13 protein-coding genes are annotated in these 15,230 nt (G+C 76.6%); 7 read left to right on the forward strand and 6 right to left on the reverse strand.

From position 1 onward, the window contains the following. Position 1: 1 nt before the first annotated feature. Together ACI79O_RS10265 and ACI79O_RS10270 are read right to left on the reverse strand one after the other, a co-directional pair. Positions 2 to 583 carry a GNAT family N-acetyltransferase gene (locus ACI79O_RS10265; RefSeq protein WP_456914058.1) on the reverse strand — a complete coding sequence of 194 codons (582 nt, stop codon included), beginning with the start codon at positions 581 to 583 and terminating at the stop codon, positions 2 to 4. Between the two features lie 13 nt (positions 584 to 596). Beyond that, positions 597 to 1,133 (reverse strand): YbaK/EbsC family protein, encoded by a 537-nt coding sequence (locus ACI79O_RS10270; RefSeq protein ID WP_456914059.1) that lies wholly within the window; start codon positions 1,131 to 1,133, stop codon positions 597 to 599. A gap of 219 nt (positions 1,134 to 1,352) precedes the next feature. Here ACI79O_RS10270 and ACI79O_RS10275 point away from each other — a divergent pair, with 219 nt between their 5' ends. Beyond that, on the forward strand, positions 1,353 to 4,124 hold the full coding sequence (locus tag ACI79O_RS10275) for an AAA family ATPase (RefSeq protein ID WP_456890889.1): 2,772 nt from the start codon (positions 1,353 to 1,355) through the stop codon (positions 4,122 to 4,124). A gap of 213 nt (positions 4,125 to 4,337) precedes the next feature. Here the strand turns inward: ACI79O_RS10275 and ACI79O_RS10280 are convergent, their stop codons facing one another. After that, positions 4,338 to 4,742, reverse strand: a complete 405-nt coding sequence (locus tag ACI79O_RS10280) for a hypothetical protein (RefSeq protein WP_456890890.1) — start codon at positions 4,740 to 4,742, stop codon at positions 4,338 to 4,340. Positions 4,743 to 5,177: 435 nt separating this feature from the next. Between ACI79O_RS10280 and ACI79O_RS10285 the strand changes: the two genes are divergently transcribed. From ACI79O_RS10285 to ACI79O_RS10310, 6 genes are all read left to right on the forward strand, one after another. Beyond that, positions 5,178 to 5,504 (forward strand): DUF6504 family protein, encoded by a 327-nt coding sequence (locus ACI79O_RS10285; protein ID WP_456914060.1) that lies wholly within the window; start codon positions 5,178 to 5,180, stop codon positions 5,502 to 5,504. Beyond that, on the forward strand, positions 5,504 to 5,995 hold the full coding sequence (locus tag ACI79O_RS10290) for an SAV_6107 family HEPN domain-containing protein (RefSeq protein ID WP_456914061.1): 492 nt from the start codon (positions 5,504 to 5,506) through the stop codon (positions 5,993 to 5,995). Before ACI79O_RS10285 ends, ACI79O_RS10290 begins: the two co-directional genes overlap by 1 nt. Next, positions 5,992 to 9,744 carry a DNA polymerase III subunit alpha gene (locus ACI79O_RS10295; RefSeq protein ID WP_456914062.1) on the forward strand — a complete coding sequence of 1,251 codons (3,753 nt, stop codon included), beginning with the start codon at positions 5,992 to 5,994 and terminating at the stop codon, positions 9,742 to 9,744. Before ACI79O_RS10290 ends, ACI79O_RS10295 begins: the two co-directional genes overlap by 4 nt. Positions 9,745 to 9,898: 154 nt before the next feature. Beyond that, the gene (locus ACI79O_RS10300) at positions 9,899 to 10,381 is read left to right on the forward strand and encodes a VOC family protein (protein ID WP_456890898.1); all 483 of its coding nucleotides are present in this window, start codon (positions 9,899 to 9,901) and stop codon (positions 10,379 to 10,381) included. A gap of 68 nt (positions 10,382 to 10,449) precedes the next feature. Next, a complete protein-coding gene (locus ACI79O_RS10305; RefSeq protein ID WP_456890901.1) occupies positions 10,450 to 11,193 on the forward strand; it encodes a class I SAM-dependent methyltransferase in 744 nt (247 codons plus the stop codon). Further along, positions 11,190 to 12,374 carry an alkaline phosphatase family protein gene (locus ACI79O_RS10310; protein WP_456914063.1) on the forward strand — a complete coding sequence of 395 codons (1,185 nt, stop codon included), beginning with the start codon at positions 11,190 to 11,192 and terminating at the stop codon, positions 12,372 to 12,374. The genes ACI79O_RS10305 and ACI79O_RS10310 overlap by 4 nt, the downstream gene beginning before the upstream one ends. On the opposite strand, the gene ACI79O_RS10315 is transcribed toward ACI79O_RS10310, so the two are convergent. The 3 genes from ACI79O_RS10315 to ACI79O_RS10325 form a co-directional block, all read right to left on the reverse strand. Further along, the gene (locus ACI79O_RS10315; protein ID WP_456914064.1) at positions 12,371 to 13,342 is read right to left on the reverse strand and encodes a sucrase ferredoxin; all 972 of its coding nucleotides are present in this window, start codon (positions 13,340 to 13,342) and stop codon (positions 12,371 to 12,373) included. The two genes, ACI79O_RS10310 and ACI79O_RS10315, sit on opposite strands and share 4 nt — an antisense overlap. 19 nt (positions 13,343 to 13,361) lie before the next feature. Next, positions 13,362 to 14,471, reverse strand: a complete 1,110-nt coding sequence (locus ACI79O_RS10320; protein ID WP_456890910.1) for a cupin domain-containing protein — start codon at positions 14,469 to 14,471, stop codon at positions 13,362 to 13,364. Positions 14,472 to 14,758: 287 nt separating this feature from the next. Continuing rightward, positions 14,759 to 15,070, reverse strand: coding sequence for a BatC protein (locus ACI79O_RS10325; protein ID WP_456890912.1), 312 nt, complete (start codon positions 15,068 to 15,070; stop codon positions 14,759 to 14,761). Between the last annotated feature and the right edge of the window lie 160 nt (positions 15,071 to 15,230).

The following is a 15,230-nucleotide window of genomic DNA, read 5'->3' on the forward strand; positions in this document are numbered from 1 at the left end:
CTCAGGTGCCGCTGCCCGGGACCGGCCGCAGGGGCAGCCGGGCGCCGAGGATGGCGAAGGGCCGGGTGTCGCCGGGGAAGTGGTGACCGCGGGCGAGGTCGACGAAGCCGTCGGCGTGGTACAGCCGGAAGGCCTTCGTGTCGGCGTCGGGCGTGGACAGCAGCGCGACCGGGGCGTCGACGCCCTCGACCAGCGCGTGCAGCAGCCGCCGGCCCAGGCCGCGGCTCTGCGCGTCGGGGTGCACGTGCAGCTCGCACACCTCGAAGGCGCCGGGCAGCCACCGCTTGGCGGTGCGCCGGTCCAGGGCCGCGCGCACCTGGTCGTGCCACCACTGGCCAGGGGCGACGAGGTAGCCGTAGCCGAACCCGGCCAGCCGCTCGCCGTCCGGGCCGGGGGCGAAGGCGCCGACGGCGCGGAAGCCGGGGCGCTCGGTGTGCTGGATCGCGTAGCCGTAGCGGCCGGCCACCACCGAGGCGTCGTAGCCCATGGCCGCGCCGTAGATGGCCAGCGCCTCGTGCATGTGGTCGCGCAGCCAGCCGGCGGGCAGCTCGGTCACCCGCGCCGCGGGCGTCGTGCCGGTCACGGTCTCTCCTCGCTCACTGACCCGCGGTGGCGGGGTCGGGGACGGCGGCTCCGGGGACCGCGCCCGGCGGGCCGTCACCCACCTCGGCGGGGGTGCCCTCGGTCAGCCGCAGCAGCTCGTCGTAGGTGGTGGGGAAGACGGCCGACGGGTGGCCGGCGGCGGCCCAGACCTGCTCGTACCGGGCCAGCTCGACGTCGACCAGGGTGCCGATGGGCGCGGGGTGGCCGACCGGGGCGACCCCGCCGATGGGCTGGCCGGTGTGCTCGCGGACGAAGTCGGCCGGGGCGCGCCGCACGCCCGGGACGCCGAGCAGCGCGGCCACCCGGCCGGTGTCGACCCGGTGCGCGCCGCTGGTGAGCACCAGCAGCGGCTGCCCGCCGGCGTCGAAGACGAGGCTGTTGGCGATCGCGCCGACCGGGACGCCGAGCCCGGCGGCGGCCTCGGCGGCCGTGCGCGCGCCGGACGGGATGCCCCTGACCTCCCCCTGCACGCCGGCCGCGGCGAGCAGCTCGGCGATGGCGGCCACCCGGGGGTGGTCGGGTCGGCTCATGCGCCGATCCTGCCACCGCATCCGGTCCGGCGCTGTGGCTGTGGACGTCACCTGTCCGGGAGCGCACCGTGGTCGCCCGATCGCCCGTCGTAACCGACGCGGACAACCGGGTCGGGGGTCCTGGCCTCCCGTGGGGCACGTCCTGACGATGGTCCGGTGACCTCGGGTAGCCACTCCGAGACAGATCGCGACGGGCTGTTGGACGAGGCCTCCCGCGCAATGGTGGGGCGCGACGGTGAGCTGCGTGCGCTGGCCGGCGCCCTGCAGGCGGCGGCGAACGGCGTCGGCCGGCTGGTGGTGGTGCAGGGCGACGCCGGAGTCGGCAAGACCTGCCTCGTCGAGGCGGTCACGGCCCTCGCCCGGGAGCAGGGCTCGCGGGTGCTGCGGGCGCGCGGCGGCATCCTCGAGGAGGACGTGTCCTTCGGGATCGTGCGGCAGCTGTTCGAGCGGCCTGTGGCGGCGATGTTCCCTGCCGAGCGTGAGGAGGTCTTCGCTGGAGCCGCCCGGCTGGCCCGGCCGTTGGTGGACGGAAGCCAGGCTCCGGAGGCGCCTGCCGCAGACGCTCACGGGCTCCTCCACGGCCTCTACTGGCTGACCGCCAACCTGTGTGGACGGGGGCCCGTCCTCCTGGTCGTCGACGACGCACACTGGGTCGACGCACCGTCGAACCGGTGGCTGGGCTACTTCGTCCGACGACTCGAGGGCCTGCCGGTTGCCGTCGTGCTCGCGCAGCGCCCGGTGCGGACACCGGCCTGGGACCCGGATGCCGTCCGCCTGGACCTGGTCGGACTGGACGCGGTGTCTGTCGGGACGCTCGTGCACGACGTGCTGGGGGAGCGGGCGACGCCCGAGGTGGTCGAGGCGTGCGTGGCGCAGACCGGTGGCAACCCGTTCCTGCTGCACGAGCTGCTGCGAGCGCTGCCGGCGGGCCGGGTGGACGTCCTGGCCGTCCGTCGGTGCGGCCCGGCGAGGCTGGGGGAGGCGCTCGCGGCCCGGACGGCGGCGGCAGGGCAGGCCGCCATGGCGCTCGCCGACGCTGTGGCGGTGCTCGGCGACGGAGTCGAGCTGCGCCTGGCCGCCCGGCTCGCCGGCCTGGAAGTGCGCGCGGCCGAGCTCGCCGCCGACGCGCTGGGGCAGGTCGGCGTGCTCGCGCGGGGACGACCCCTTGCCTTCGCCCACGCCATCGTCCCGCAGGCGCTCCACCAGCGGCGTCCGGCCGGCGAGCGGGCCCTCGCCCATGCGGCGGCCGCTCGCCTCCTGGCCCGGGCGGGCGCCGCGGACGAGCAGGTGGCCGCCCAGCTGCTGCGGACCGAGCCGGCGGGGAGCGGCTGGGTGGTGGAGCGGCTGCGGGCGGCGGCACGCCGGGCGCTGGAGCACGGCGCCCCGGACAGCGCCGTCACGTACCTGCGCCGTGCGCTGAGGGAGCCCCCGCGCCAGAGGGACGAGGTGCTGCTGGAGCTCGGCCGGGCCGAGGCGCGTGTCCTCTCCCCCGACGCACAGCTCCACCTGCGAGCCGCCATCGCCGGTGCGCGGGACCCGGAGCGTCGCGCGACCGCCGCGCTCGAGCTGGCCCGGCTCCTGCTGGCGTCGGGCCGACCCTCCGCGGCGGCCGACATCCTCGACCGTGCGATCGGCGGGCTCGGACCTGTCCGCGCCGAGCTCGTGCTGACGCTCGAGTGCGAGCGGATGGCCGCCGCGCTGGGATCGGTGTCCCGGGGGGCCGGAGCCGTGGAGCGCCTGGAGTCGGCGTGCGCGCGACTGCCGGCGGTCGGTGCGTCCCTCGGCCGTCTGGTGATGGCACAGCGGGCGATGGGCAGGGTGATCGTGGGCGAGGACCGGGGCGCGGCACTGGCGCTGGCGCGGGGTGCCCTGTCCGGCGGACTGCTGCTCGCCGAGTGGGGGTGTGAGTCGCTGAGCTACTACTTCGCCTGCGGGGCGCTCGTCGGCTGTGGCGAGATGGCGGAGGGCAGCGCGGCCCTGGGCGCCGCCGTGGAGGAGGCGCAGCGGGGGGCCTCCCGGCACGGTTACGTGTTCGCCTCGACCTGGCGCTCGTGGTCGCTGCTGCAGGCGGGGGACGTGCGGAGCGCCGAACTGGACGCCTCGGTGGTCGCCGAGCTCCCACCGGAGACCGGCGACGTGTTCAACCGGACGGTCGCGGTGACCGTGCTGGCAGAGGCGCGGCTCGAGCGCGACGACCCCGCGGGCGCACGCACGACACTCGCCCGCGCCCGGCTCGGGTCCACCCCGGACCAGGTCACCGACGTCGGCGGGCACTTCGTGGGCGCCCGTCTGCGGCTCCTCGCCGGTGATCCGGCCGGTGCGCTGGAGGAGGCGCTGGCCTCCGGTCTGCAGGCGAGGACGACGGGCTACGCCTTACCGAGCCTCCAGCCCTGGAGGAGCGCTGCGGCTGTCGCCCACCGGGAGCTCGGTCACCACGACGAGGCCCTCGCCCTGGTCGCGGAAGAGGTCGAGCTGACGCGCCGGTTTGGAGCTCCGCGAGGTCTCGGCATCGCGCTCCGCACCCAGGCGCTGGTGGGCCCGGCGGCCGAGCGCGTTGACGTGCTGCGAGCGGCGGTGTCTGCATCAGAGGGAAGTCAGGCACGGCTGGAGCACGCGCGGACGCTGCTCGAGCTCGGCGCCGCACTGCGCCGCGCCGGTCACCGCACCGAGGCGCGAGGGCCGCTCGGCGAGGCGCTGGACCTGGCGACCCGGTGCGGCGGCGTCCTCGTGGCACGGCGGGCCCGTGAGGAACTCGTGGCGGCCGGTGCCCGGCCTCGGCGAGCGTCCCGTCACGGTCCTGACGCTCTGACCCCTGCCGAACTACGGGTCGCCGGGTATGCGGGGCAGGGTCTCAGTACGCGAGAGATCGCCCAGGCCCTCTTCCTCACCACCAAGACCGTCGAGACGCACTTGACGAGGACGTACCGCAAGCTGGGTATCTCGTCGCGTCGAGAGTTGAGCAGCCTCCTGGATGCTCCTCCCGTCTCATGAGAGGCGATCGGCATCGAGGGGATCCGGAGTCGTCTGGCTGTCGAGGATCCCACGAGCTGCCTCGCTGAGAAGCGAGCACCACGGATGTGAGACGGCCGCTCTGGGAGGGTGCGCCGGAGTCGTCCTGACGCACCCTCCCCTGGACCGGGTGTCGGACGCGGTCCAGGGGAGGGGCCAGTGCTGGGTGGGGTGGTTGGAGTGGCGGCGCACCGGTCAGGAGAAGCCGAACTCCTTGCGCAGCTGTTCGTCGGAGACGCCAGAGGTCCCCGTGGGGACGAACGGCTTGAGGTGTACCTCGGCTCGCCATTCGTCTGTCGTGTCGCCAGGGCCGCCGGGGAACAACGGGAAGTCCTCGTCCAAGAACGACCTGTCGACCAGGGCCGAGATCTCTCGGTCGATCGCGTCGGTCGTGGCCAGGTCTGACCCAGTCGCAATGCGGCGGCGCCTGACGTCAGGGTCCCCGAGGCCGTCGACGTTCTGCAGGAAGACCTCGTAGTTGTACACAGTGCGGCTCTGGACCTCCTTCGGACTGAAGGACATGCGCCAGGTCACCTTGATCCGTGCCTTCTGGCTGTCCACGTTGTCCCCGCTCAACTTCACTCGGCTGACGGACGCCATGTCATCTCCCCTGGTCAGTTCACGGTTCTCTCGTGCCACGTCCGCTCGAGCAAGTGGCCCACATCGCCTTGCCGACAGACCACCAGGCTCGCTCAGTCGCTGGATCAGCTTGGGCCGATGTGGCTCCGCGGTCGTCAGGGGTGACTCCCTGACTTGTGCGCCATGGGTCCCTGATGCGGCGACGTCTGTTCTCCAGGAGGTGACGGCGGTCTGGTCCCCGACACCCTGCCTGTAGGCGGGCGGCATGGATCGTTTCGCACCAGTACGTCCTCAACGGGAACCCGTCTGCTTGACGTTGTGAGTGGTATCGGGTCTACTCGACTCGTTCGAACAGACGTTCGAACACCGCGGGCCTCCCACCGCACCCGGGTCCTTCCCCACCCGGTGCGGTGGGTCGGGCCGGTCGGTCAGCGGGCACGGGGTGGGGAGTCGGGCATGAGCCGGGTGCTGGGTGACGTCGGCGAGCGGGTCGGCGAGGAGGTGCAGGTCGAGCGCGGCCCGCTCGGGCCGGCGCAGTTCTGGCGCGGGCAGTGGCGCTACGTCGTCGGCGAGCTGCTCGACTCGTGGGTCGAGACCACGCCGTGGTGGCAGCGGCCGGCCGGCGCCCCCGGCGGTGCCTCGGCCGACCTGGTCGCCCCACGCGAGGTCTTCCGGGTCGAGGCGGTGCGGGCCGGGCGCTCGCGGATGAGCTTCGCCGGGGTCTACGACCTGTGCTGGGACGCGGCGGACAACCGCTGGTCGCTCGTGCGGGTGCACGACTGATGGGCGCCGCGTACGCCATGACCCACGACCCGGCCGACCAGCTGCCCCTGCCGCCGCCGCTCCCGGCGGCCGCGGCCCAGCTGCTCGACCAGGCCACCCGGGCGCTGGCCGAGGCCCGCCACGCCCCCGACGCGTGCCGGCGCTACGCCACCGCGCACCTGGCGGCGCTGCGCGCGGCCGCGGCGGTGCTCGCCGCCCGCACCCGGCCCGAGAGCGGCCGCCGCCGGCCGCGCAGCGCCTGGGTGCTGCTCGAGCAGGTCGCCCCGGAGCTGGGGGAGTGGGCCACCTTCTTCGCCGCCGGCGCGGCCAAGCGCGCCGCGGCCGAGGCCGGGCTGTCCCGCGCGGTCACCGAGCGGGAGGCCGACGACCTGGTCCGCGACGCCGGCACCTTCCTCGCCGTGGCCGAGGAGCTGCTGGCCAGCACGCCCGCGCCCGCGCCCCGGCCCCGCGTGGTCGGTGGCACCGCCCACCGCCCCGCGCGCGGGCGGTGAGCGGCGACCCCTTCGTCCACCTGCACGTCGCCTCCGGCTACTCCCTGCGGTACGGGGCCAACCACCCGGCCGACCTGGTGGCCCGCGCCGCCGAGCACGGCATGGGTGCCCTCGCCCTGACCGACCGCGACGGTCTCTACGGCGCGGTCAAGTTCGCGCTGGCCTGCCGGTCGGCGGGGGTGCGGCCGGTGTTCGGGGTGGACCTGGCGGTCGCCCCCGCGGTGAGCACCACCGTGCCCCCGGCCCGGGCGCACGTGCTGGGAGAGGACGACGAGCTGTCGCTGCGGCGGGCGGGCGGACGTGGTCCCCGGAAGACTCCCGCGCGGCGCAGCCCGGTGCGGGGCGGCGCGAGCGTCGACCCGCGGCTGCCGCGGGTCACCTTCCTCGCCCGCGACGGCGCCGGCTGGCGCTCGCTGTGCCGGCTGACCAGCGCCACCCACCTGCGCGGCACCCGCGGTGAGCCGGTGAGCTCGCTGGCGCTGGCCGCCGAGCACGCGCCCGGGCTGGTCGCGGTGCTCGGGCCGGACTCGCCGGTGGGCCGCGCGCTGGCCGCCGGCCGGGCCGACGTCGCCTCAGCCCGGCTCGCCGCGTGGCGGTCGGTGTTCGGCCCCGGGGCGCTGGTGGTCGAGCTGGTGCACCACCGCGGCCGGGGCGACCGCCTCCGCGCGCAGCGGCTGATGCGCTTCGCCGCCGAGGAGAGCGTGCCGGTGGTGCTCACCAACGCCGTCCGCTACGTCGACGCCATCGACGCGCCGACCGCCGACGTCCTCGACGCCTCCCGGCGGCTGGTCGCCCTCGACCGCCGGCACGTCGACCGGCGCACCGCCGAGGGCTACCTGAAGTCGGGCAAGGAGATGGCCGAGGTCGCCGCCGAGATCGCCGGCCCCGACCGCGACGCGGCGCTGCGGCTGCTCGAGCGCACCGCCCGGCTGGCCGAGCAGTGCGCCGTCGACGTCCGCGACGACCTCGGCATCGGCACCGTGCGCTACCCCGAGCTCGACGTCGTCACCGCGCCCGCCGAGCGGGGGATGAGCTCCTCGCAGGTGCTGCGGGCCCGCTGCGAGGCGGGGCTGGGCCGGCGCGGCATGCCGCGCAGCGAGCGGGTCCTCGTCCGGCTGGAGGAGGAGCTGGCCGTCATCGACGCTCTCGGCTACCCCTCCTACTTCCTCACCGTCGCCGACGTCGTCGACCTCATCAAGGACCTCGGGGTCCGCGCCGCGGCACGCGGGTCGGGGGCGGGCAGCCTGGTCACCTACCTGCTGGGCATCTCCGACGTCGACCCGATCCGCTACGGGCTGCTCATGGAGCGGTTCCTCTCCCCGCTGCGCCACCAGCTGCCCGACGTCGACATCGACGTGGAGTCCGCCCGGCGGATGGAGGTCTACGACGCGGTCATCGACCGCTTCGGCGCCCACCGGGTCAGCTGCATCTCGATGATGGACACCTACCGGGTGCGGCACGCCATCCGCGACGTCGGCGCCGCCCTCGGGCTGCCGCCGGCCGAGGTCGACGCCGTCGCGAAGGCCTTCCCGCACGTCCGGGCCAACCAGGTGCACGCCGCGCTGCGCGACCTGCCGGAGCTGCGGGCCAGCCGGCTGGGGTCCCGGCGCGGCGGTGGCACCGGCGACCTCGACCTGCTCTTCGACCTCGTCGCCCGGCTCGACGGCCTGCCCCGGCACATCGCGCTGCACCCCTGCGGGGTGCTGCTCTCCGACGCCACGCTGCTCGACCGCACCCCGGTGGAGAACAGCTTCCTGGGCTACCCGATGAGCCAGTTCGACAAGGACGACGTCGAGGAGCTCGGGCTGCTCAAGCTCGACCTGCTCGGCATCCGGATGCAGTCGTCGATCGCGCACGCCCTCGACGAGGTGGCCCGGGTCGACGGCGAGACCGTCGACATCGACGCGATCCCGCGCGACGACCCGACGACCTTCGAGCTCATCCGCAGCACCCGGACCCTCGGCATGTTCCAGATCGAGTCGCCGGGGCAGCGCGAGCTGGTCGGCAAGTTCGGGCCCGAGACGTTCGAGGACATTGTCATCGACATCTCGCTGTTCCGGCCCGGGCCGGTCAAGAGCGACATGGTGACGCCGTTCCTGCTGGCCCGGAACGGCTGGCAGGACCCGGTCTACCCGCACCCCGACCTGCGGCCGTTCCTCGAGCAGACCGCCGGCGTCGTCGTCTTCCACGAGCAGGTGCTGCAGATCGTGGCGCAGATGACCGGCTGCGACCTCGCCCAGGCCGACGAGGCCCGCCGGGCGCTGGGCGACCGGGAGCTGCACCCGGAGGTGCGGACCTGGTTCGTGCCGGAGGCGCTGCGGCGCTACCCGGTCGACGTGGTCGAGCGGGTCTGGGAGGTGCTGGTGGCCTTCGGCTCGTTCGGCTTCTGCAAGGCCCACGCCGCGGCGTTCGCGCTGCCCACCTACCAGTCGGCGTGGCTGAAGACCCACCACCCGGCGGCCTTCCTCGCCGGGGTGCTCACCCACGACCCGGGGATGTACCCGAAGCGGCTGATCCTCGACGACGCCCGCAACTTCGGCATCCGGGTGCTGGGCCTCGACGTCAACGCCTCCGCCGGCACCTACCGGGTGGAGCGGCTGGCGCCGGTGGACCGGCGGGCGGACTGGCGGCGGCCGGAGTGGATGCCGGCGTCGATGGCCGACCCGTCGGCCTACGGGATCCGGCTCGCGCTCTCCGACGTCAAGGGCATCGCCGAGGACGAGGTCGAGCGGATCGTGGCCGGGCAGCCCTACCGGTCGCTGACCGACTTCTGGTCACGGGCGTCGGTGTCGCGCCCGGTGGTCGAGCGGCTGGTGCTGGCCGGCGGGTTCGACTCCCTCTACGGCTTCGGGGTGCGCGACCGCGAGGCCGGCCGCCCCACCCGCTCGCGCCGGTCGGTGACCCGCCGCGACCTGCTGCTGCAGATCAGCGAGCTGGAGCGGTGGAGCCGCAGCGGGGCGCGGACCGGCTCGGTCGGGCAGCTCAGCCTCGACCTGCTCGGTCTGGAGCTGCCGGGGGAGGAGGAGCCGGGTCCCGGGGAGACGGGGCCGGAGTGGGCCGGTGGCAGCGGGCTGCCCGAGTTCACCGACGCCGAGCTGGTGCGCGCCGAGCTCGAGGTGCTCGGGCTCGACGCCAGCCGGCACGTCGTCGACTTCTACCGGCCGTTCCTCTCGGCGATCGGCGCGGTGCCGGCCGGGGAGCTGCTCGGCTGCCGCAGCGGCGCCGAGGTGCTGGTGGCCGGGGTCAAGGTGGCCACCCAGACGCCGCCGATCCGGTCGGGACGCCGGGTGGTGTTCGTGACCCTCGACGACGGCACCGGCTGCACCGACTCCACCTTCTTCGAGGACGTGCAGGGTCCCTACGCCGCGACGGTGTTCCACTCCTGGTTGCTGGTCATCCGCGGGGTGCTGCGCCGCACCGGCCCGCGCGGGATGTCGATCCGGGCCACCGGCGCCTGGGAGCTGCCGGCGCTGCACGAGGCGTGGGAGACCGGCGGTCCGGTCGCGGTGGCCGAGCACATGGCCGCGCCGGGGGAGTACACCGAGCGGGCCATCACCGGCGCGGCGGCCTCGCACGGCTCGCGGCCGGTGGTGGTCAAGCCGGTGCTCGTGCACCCGACCGGCTTCCGGATGTCGCCCTACGCCGACATCAAGCCCGCCGGGGACGACGCCGCCACCGCCGCCCGCCGCGCCGCGGCGTCCGCCCCCCGGAAGCTGTGGCACTCCAGCCCCGGCAGCCCCGGCCACTGAGGAAGGACCCCGCTGCCCCCCACCGCTCGCACGCTCGCGGCGGGACCCTGCAGCGGGGCCGTTCCAGCACCTCACCACCGATGAGTCCCGGGCGCGGCGGCGGTCGGAACCCGCGAGCGCCGGCGCCCCGCCGGCCTGTCCGGGGAGGACGGCCATGCCGAAGCAGATCCCGTGCCTGTGGTTCGACACCGAGGCGGAGGAGGCCGCGCGCTTCTACACGTCGATCTGGCCGGACTCCGAGATCCTCGGCACGGTCCGCTACGGCGCCGAGGACCCCGAGCGGGAGGGGCAGGTCCTCACCGTCAGCTGGCGGCTCGGCGACACCGAGTACGTCGGCCTCAACGGCGGCCCACAGGACTGGCACTTCAGCGAGGCCGTCTCCTTCCAGGTCCTGTGTGCCGACCAGGCCGAGGTCGACCACTACTGGGACCGGCTCACCGACGGCGGCGAGGAGGCTCCCTGCGGGTGGCTCAGGGACCGCTTCGGCGTCTCCTGGCAGGTCGTGCCCACCCGCCTGCTGGAGCTGCAGGGCGACCCCGACCCCGACCGCCGGCAGCGCGCGGTCCAGGAGATGTTCACGATGCGCAGGATCGTCGTCGCCGACCTCGAGCGGGCCGCCGACGCGGTCTCCGCCTGACGGCGCGGCCGGGCGGCGCGGGGGTGACCGCCCGGCCACCCCCGACGCCCGCCACTAGGGTCGGACGGGTGCCGCCGACCCCGCCCGACCCGTCCTCCGGCGAGCAGTTGCCCGTCCGGACCGCCGCGGTGTGGGCCGCCCTCGACCCGCTCGTGGGGGCCGGCACCCCGCTGCGGGTGCTCGACGTCGGCGGCGGCAGCGGTGGCTTCGCCGTCCCGCTCGCCCGGCTCGGTCACGAGGTCACCGTCGTCGACCCCAGCGCCGACGCGCTGGCCACGCTCGAGCGGCGGGCCCGGACCGCCGGCGTCGGCAACCGGGTCCGCGGCCTGCAGGGCGACGGCGACCTGCTGCACGAGCTGCCCCTCGACCACGAGGGCTACGACCTCGGCCTCTGCCACGCCGTCCTCGAGGTCGTCGACGACCCGGCGACCACCCTCGGCGAGATCACCCGCACCCTGCACCCCGGCGGCCAGGTCAGCGTCGTGACGGTCAACCGGGCCGGCGCCGTCCTCGCCCGCGCCCTCGGCGGCCACCCGAAGGAGGCCCTCGCGCTGCTCGAGGACCGCGACCCCGCGCCCGGCCGCACCCGCCCCGCCCGCCGCCGGTTCGCCCCGGCCGACCTGCTCGCGCTCGTCGAGGGCGCCGGGCTGCGGCCGGGGGAGTGGCGCGGCGTCGCCGTCGTCGCCGACCTCCTCGACACCGCCTCCGGCGCCGACCCGGCCGCGGTCCGCCACCTCGAGCTCGCCCTGGCCGGCACCTCGCCCTACCGCGACGTCGCCACCGGCCTGCACGTGCTGGCCACGCGTCCGTGACCGTGCCGCCGCCGCACGGGCTGCCCGCGGACCTGGTCCGCCCCGCCTACGGCCGGGCCACGCTCGCCGACGTCCTGCCCGGCGTGGCCGCCGCCCTCGGCGTCGACGTCGACCGCGCCGGCCTGTCGCCCGACCCGCTCGGGCTCACCGCCGCGCTGGCGGGGGCGCGGCGGGTCGCGGTGCTGCTCGTCGACGGGCTGGGTGCGCAGCTGCTGCGCGCGCACGCCTCCCTCGCGCCCACCCTCGCCGCGCTGGCCACCCCGGTCGGCGACCTCGACGCGCCCTGCCCGAGCACCACCCCGGTCAGCCTCGCCACCCTCGGCACTGGCGTGCCCCCGGGCGGGCACGGCGTCCTCGGCTTCGTCACCGCCGTCCCCGGCCAGGACCGGCTGCTCAACCACGTCGCCTGGAGAGACGACCCCGACCCGCGCGACTGGCAGCCCCGCCCGACCGTCTTCGAGCAGGCCGCCGCCGCCGGCCTCCCGGTCACCGCGGTCGCCCCCTACGCCTACGCGGGCTCGGGCCTGTCCACCGCCGCCTACCGCGGCGCCGGGTACCCGGGCACGGTCGGCGCCGGCGACCTCGCCGCGGTGCTGCTGCAGTCCCTCGCCGCGACCCCCACCGGCCTGGTCTACGGCTACACCCCCGAGCTCGACCTCACCGGCCACGTCCGCGGCGTCGACTCCGACAGCTGGCGCAACCAGCTCGCGCTCGTCGACCGCCTCGTCGAGCAGGTGGTCACCGGCCTGCCCGACGACGCCGCGCTCCTGATCACCGCCGACCACGGCATGCTCGACGTCCCCGCCGCCACCCGCGTCGACCTCGACGACGAGCCCGCCCTGCTCGACGGCGTCGCGCTGCTGGCCGGGGAGCCCCGCGCCCGCTACGCCCACGCCGTGCCCGGCGCCGCCGGCGACGTCCTCGACGCCTGGCGCGGGGTCCTCGGCGACCGGGCCTGGGTCGTCGGCCGGGACGAGGCGGTCGCGAGCGGCGTCTTCGGCGACGTCGACGCCGCGCTGGCCGACCGCATCGGCGACGTCGTCGCGCTCGCCCGCGGCCCGTGGGCGATCACCGCGTCGGCCACCGAGCCCGGTCCGAGCCGGCTGGCGGCCTACCACGGCTCGCTGACCGGCGCCGAGGTCGCCATCCCGCTGCTGCTGGCCCGCGGGCGCGCTCTCTAGGAGACCGCCAGCGAGACCGACAGCGCGGTCCACTCGCGCGGGTGCGCGGGGTGCACGGCCCGGCAGGTCAGCTGCGCCGCCTCGGGCGCCGGGCGGCTCTCCACCCGCACCACGACGTCGCCGTCCGGGCCGCCGAGCACGACGTCGAACCGCTCGACGCCGGCCGCCGCCTCGGCGTCGGTGCCCGGCAGCCGCTGCGCGCGGCGCAGCGGCAGGTCGTCGACGCCGAGCAGGCCCAGCCGCTCGCGGGCGGCCTGCTGGGCGGCCTGCGCGGCCAGCGGCAGCCCCGACCGGCCGCGCAGCCACGGCAGGGCCACCTGCCCGCGGGCGTGCGCGGCGACGAGGTCCGCGCCGTCGCCGGCCACCTGGGCGTAGGCGAAGCCGTGCGGCAGCACCAGCACGTTGGTGGCGAACCGGCAGCCGCCGAGGTGGCTGCACTCCCAGACGTCGGCCGGGCCGGGCGCGGGCAGCGCGCGGGCCAGCGGGCGGCCGCGCAGCGCACAGCAGGCGTCGTGCTGGCCGTGGGTGCAGACCAGGTAGACCGGGTCGGGCGCGCGCTCGCCGACCGAGCCGTCCCACGGCGCGTCGAGCAGGTCGGTGTCGGCGTCGCGGACCGACCACCACAGCCCCTCGCGGCCCGGCCGGCCGTCGGCGTAGGCCCAGCGCCGCCCGGACGCGGCCGGCCGCTCCCCGGGACGGCGCACCAGCAGCACCCGGACGCCCTCGGCGCGGGCGCGGGCGGCCAGGCGCGGGGCGACGCCGGCGTCGAGGCGGGACTGCAGGAGCGCGTCGCGGCCCCACGGCCCCGGCTGCTCGACCATCAGCCAGCGCTGCGCTGGCCCCGCCGTGGCGACGGGGGAGTCGCCGCGGACCAGCGCGGTCACCGAGCAGCGGGTCGGGTCCAGCCGGCCGGTGCGGACCGGCCGGGAGGGCGTGGGGGCGGCGGGCTCGGCCGGTGCGGCACTCACCCGGGGGAGGGCTGCGGGCTCACGAGCCGGTCCCGAGGGCGTCGGCACGCTCCCCATCGTCCCCGCCCGCGTCCGGGGCGGGGGCACCCGGTCCGGCCGGGCCGGGCTCGGGCGCGGTGGCCGGCACCCCATCGATCCCGCCGTCGACGTGTGCGTCGGCCACCACCGCGATCGACTCGGTCACCAGCCGCCGGGCCAGGGTCAGCCGGTCGGCGGGGTCCAGGCCGGCCAGGTCGGCGACCTTGAGCTCCCCGGCGGCGAGCAGCCCGGCCAGCGCCTCGCGGGTGGCGGCGGGGAACTCGTGGGACCGCCGGCCGCCGATCAGGGTGACGCGGTCGCCGTCGGCGGCCGGGCGCAGCGCGACCCGCAGCCGGCGGCGCACCCGCAGCACGGTGTCGGGCGTGAGGGCCGCGGCGGCGGTCGCCTGGGCCAGCGGCGCGACCGGCTCCGGCCGCACCTGGGCCCAGGCGCGGCTGCGCACCCGGTCGGCCACCCGGTCGGGGTCGACCCGGCCCAGCCAGTCCTGCAGCGCGCCGAGCACGGCGGCGACGTCGTCGCGCAGGGCCGCCGGGTCGGCGAGGTCCACGCCCAGGGGCAGCGCGCGGCGCAGCTCGCGGTCCTCGGCGGCCAGCACCCGCACCAGGTCCAGCGCCGACTCGACGGCCGACCAGCGGGTGACCGAGTGGACGCCGACGGTCAGGTGGGCGCTGGTCTGGCCGAGCGCCACCGCCGAGTGCAGGTAGCCGCGGGGCAGGTAGAGCGCGTCGCCGGGGCACAGCACCGCGTCGACGACCGGCTCGCGCTCCGCGGCCGCGGCCACGGCGGCCGCGCGGTCGGTCCAGGGCTGGCTGCGCAGCGGCTCGGGGAGCACCGGCTCGTGGATCGTCCAGTGCTTCTCGCCGGCCACCTGCAGCACGAAGACGTCGTGCACGTCGTAGTGCGGGGAGAAGCCGCGCGAGGACGGCGGCGTGACGTACGCGTTGACCTGCGTCGGGTGCCCCAGGTCGGCGGCCAGCTGGTCGGCGAACTCGATCAGCGGCGGCCAGAGCCGGTGCAGGCCCTGCAGGACCACCGTGCTGCCGTCGGCGAACAGCCGCAGGACGGCGTCGGAGGAGACCTGGTCGGCCACCTCGGCGCCGGCGCCGCCGGAGGTGGTGAAGCGCCCGGCGTCGACGACGGCGCCGTCCTTGGCGATGCGCAGGAACGGCGTGCGCAGCCCGCGGCGGGAGAGCAGCTCGTCGACGTCGGCCAGCGTCAGCAGGTCGGCGAAGGACTCCCCGGTGTCCTCGGCGCGGGCCAGCAGCGGGCGGCGCGACCAGTGCCGCTCGGCGAAGACCGCGGGGTCGAGGTGCGTGCACCGGCGCAGGGCCGGGCGGGGGTCAGCCCCGCCCGGCCCCGCGACGGCCGGGTCCTGGCTCAGGCCGAACCGTCCGCGCCGCCGTCGGCACCGCCGTCGGCGCCCCCGTCCGAGCCGCCGCCCACCGCGCCGCCGTCGGCCGGGCCGTGGCCGGCACCGCCGTCGGCACCGCCGTCCGCGCCCCCGTCGGCACCGCCATCGGCGCCCCCGTCCGAGCCGCCGCCCACCGCGCCGCCGTCGGCCGGGCCGTGGCCGGCGCCGCTGTCCGCGCCGCCGTCGGCACCACCGTCGTGCTGGCCGGGCGTGCCCTCGCCGGCTCCGCTGTCGGCCGGACCCTCCGTGCTGGTCATGTCGTCGTCGTCGAGCGCCATCGAGCTCCTCCGGGTGCGGATCGGCGCCGGCCGCCGGACGGCGGTCGGTCGTGTCCCACCTACCTCGCCGGGGTGCCGGTCACACATGCGGGCGACCAGCCACTTCGCGGTGGGACGGGACACGCCGGGACGCACCGCGGACCACGCGCCGCGGACCCGC

It is taken from the genome of Geodermatophilus sp. SYSU D00696 (assembly GCF_054050235.1).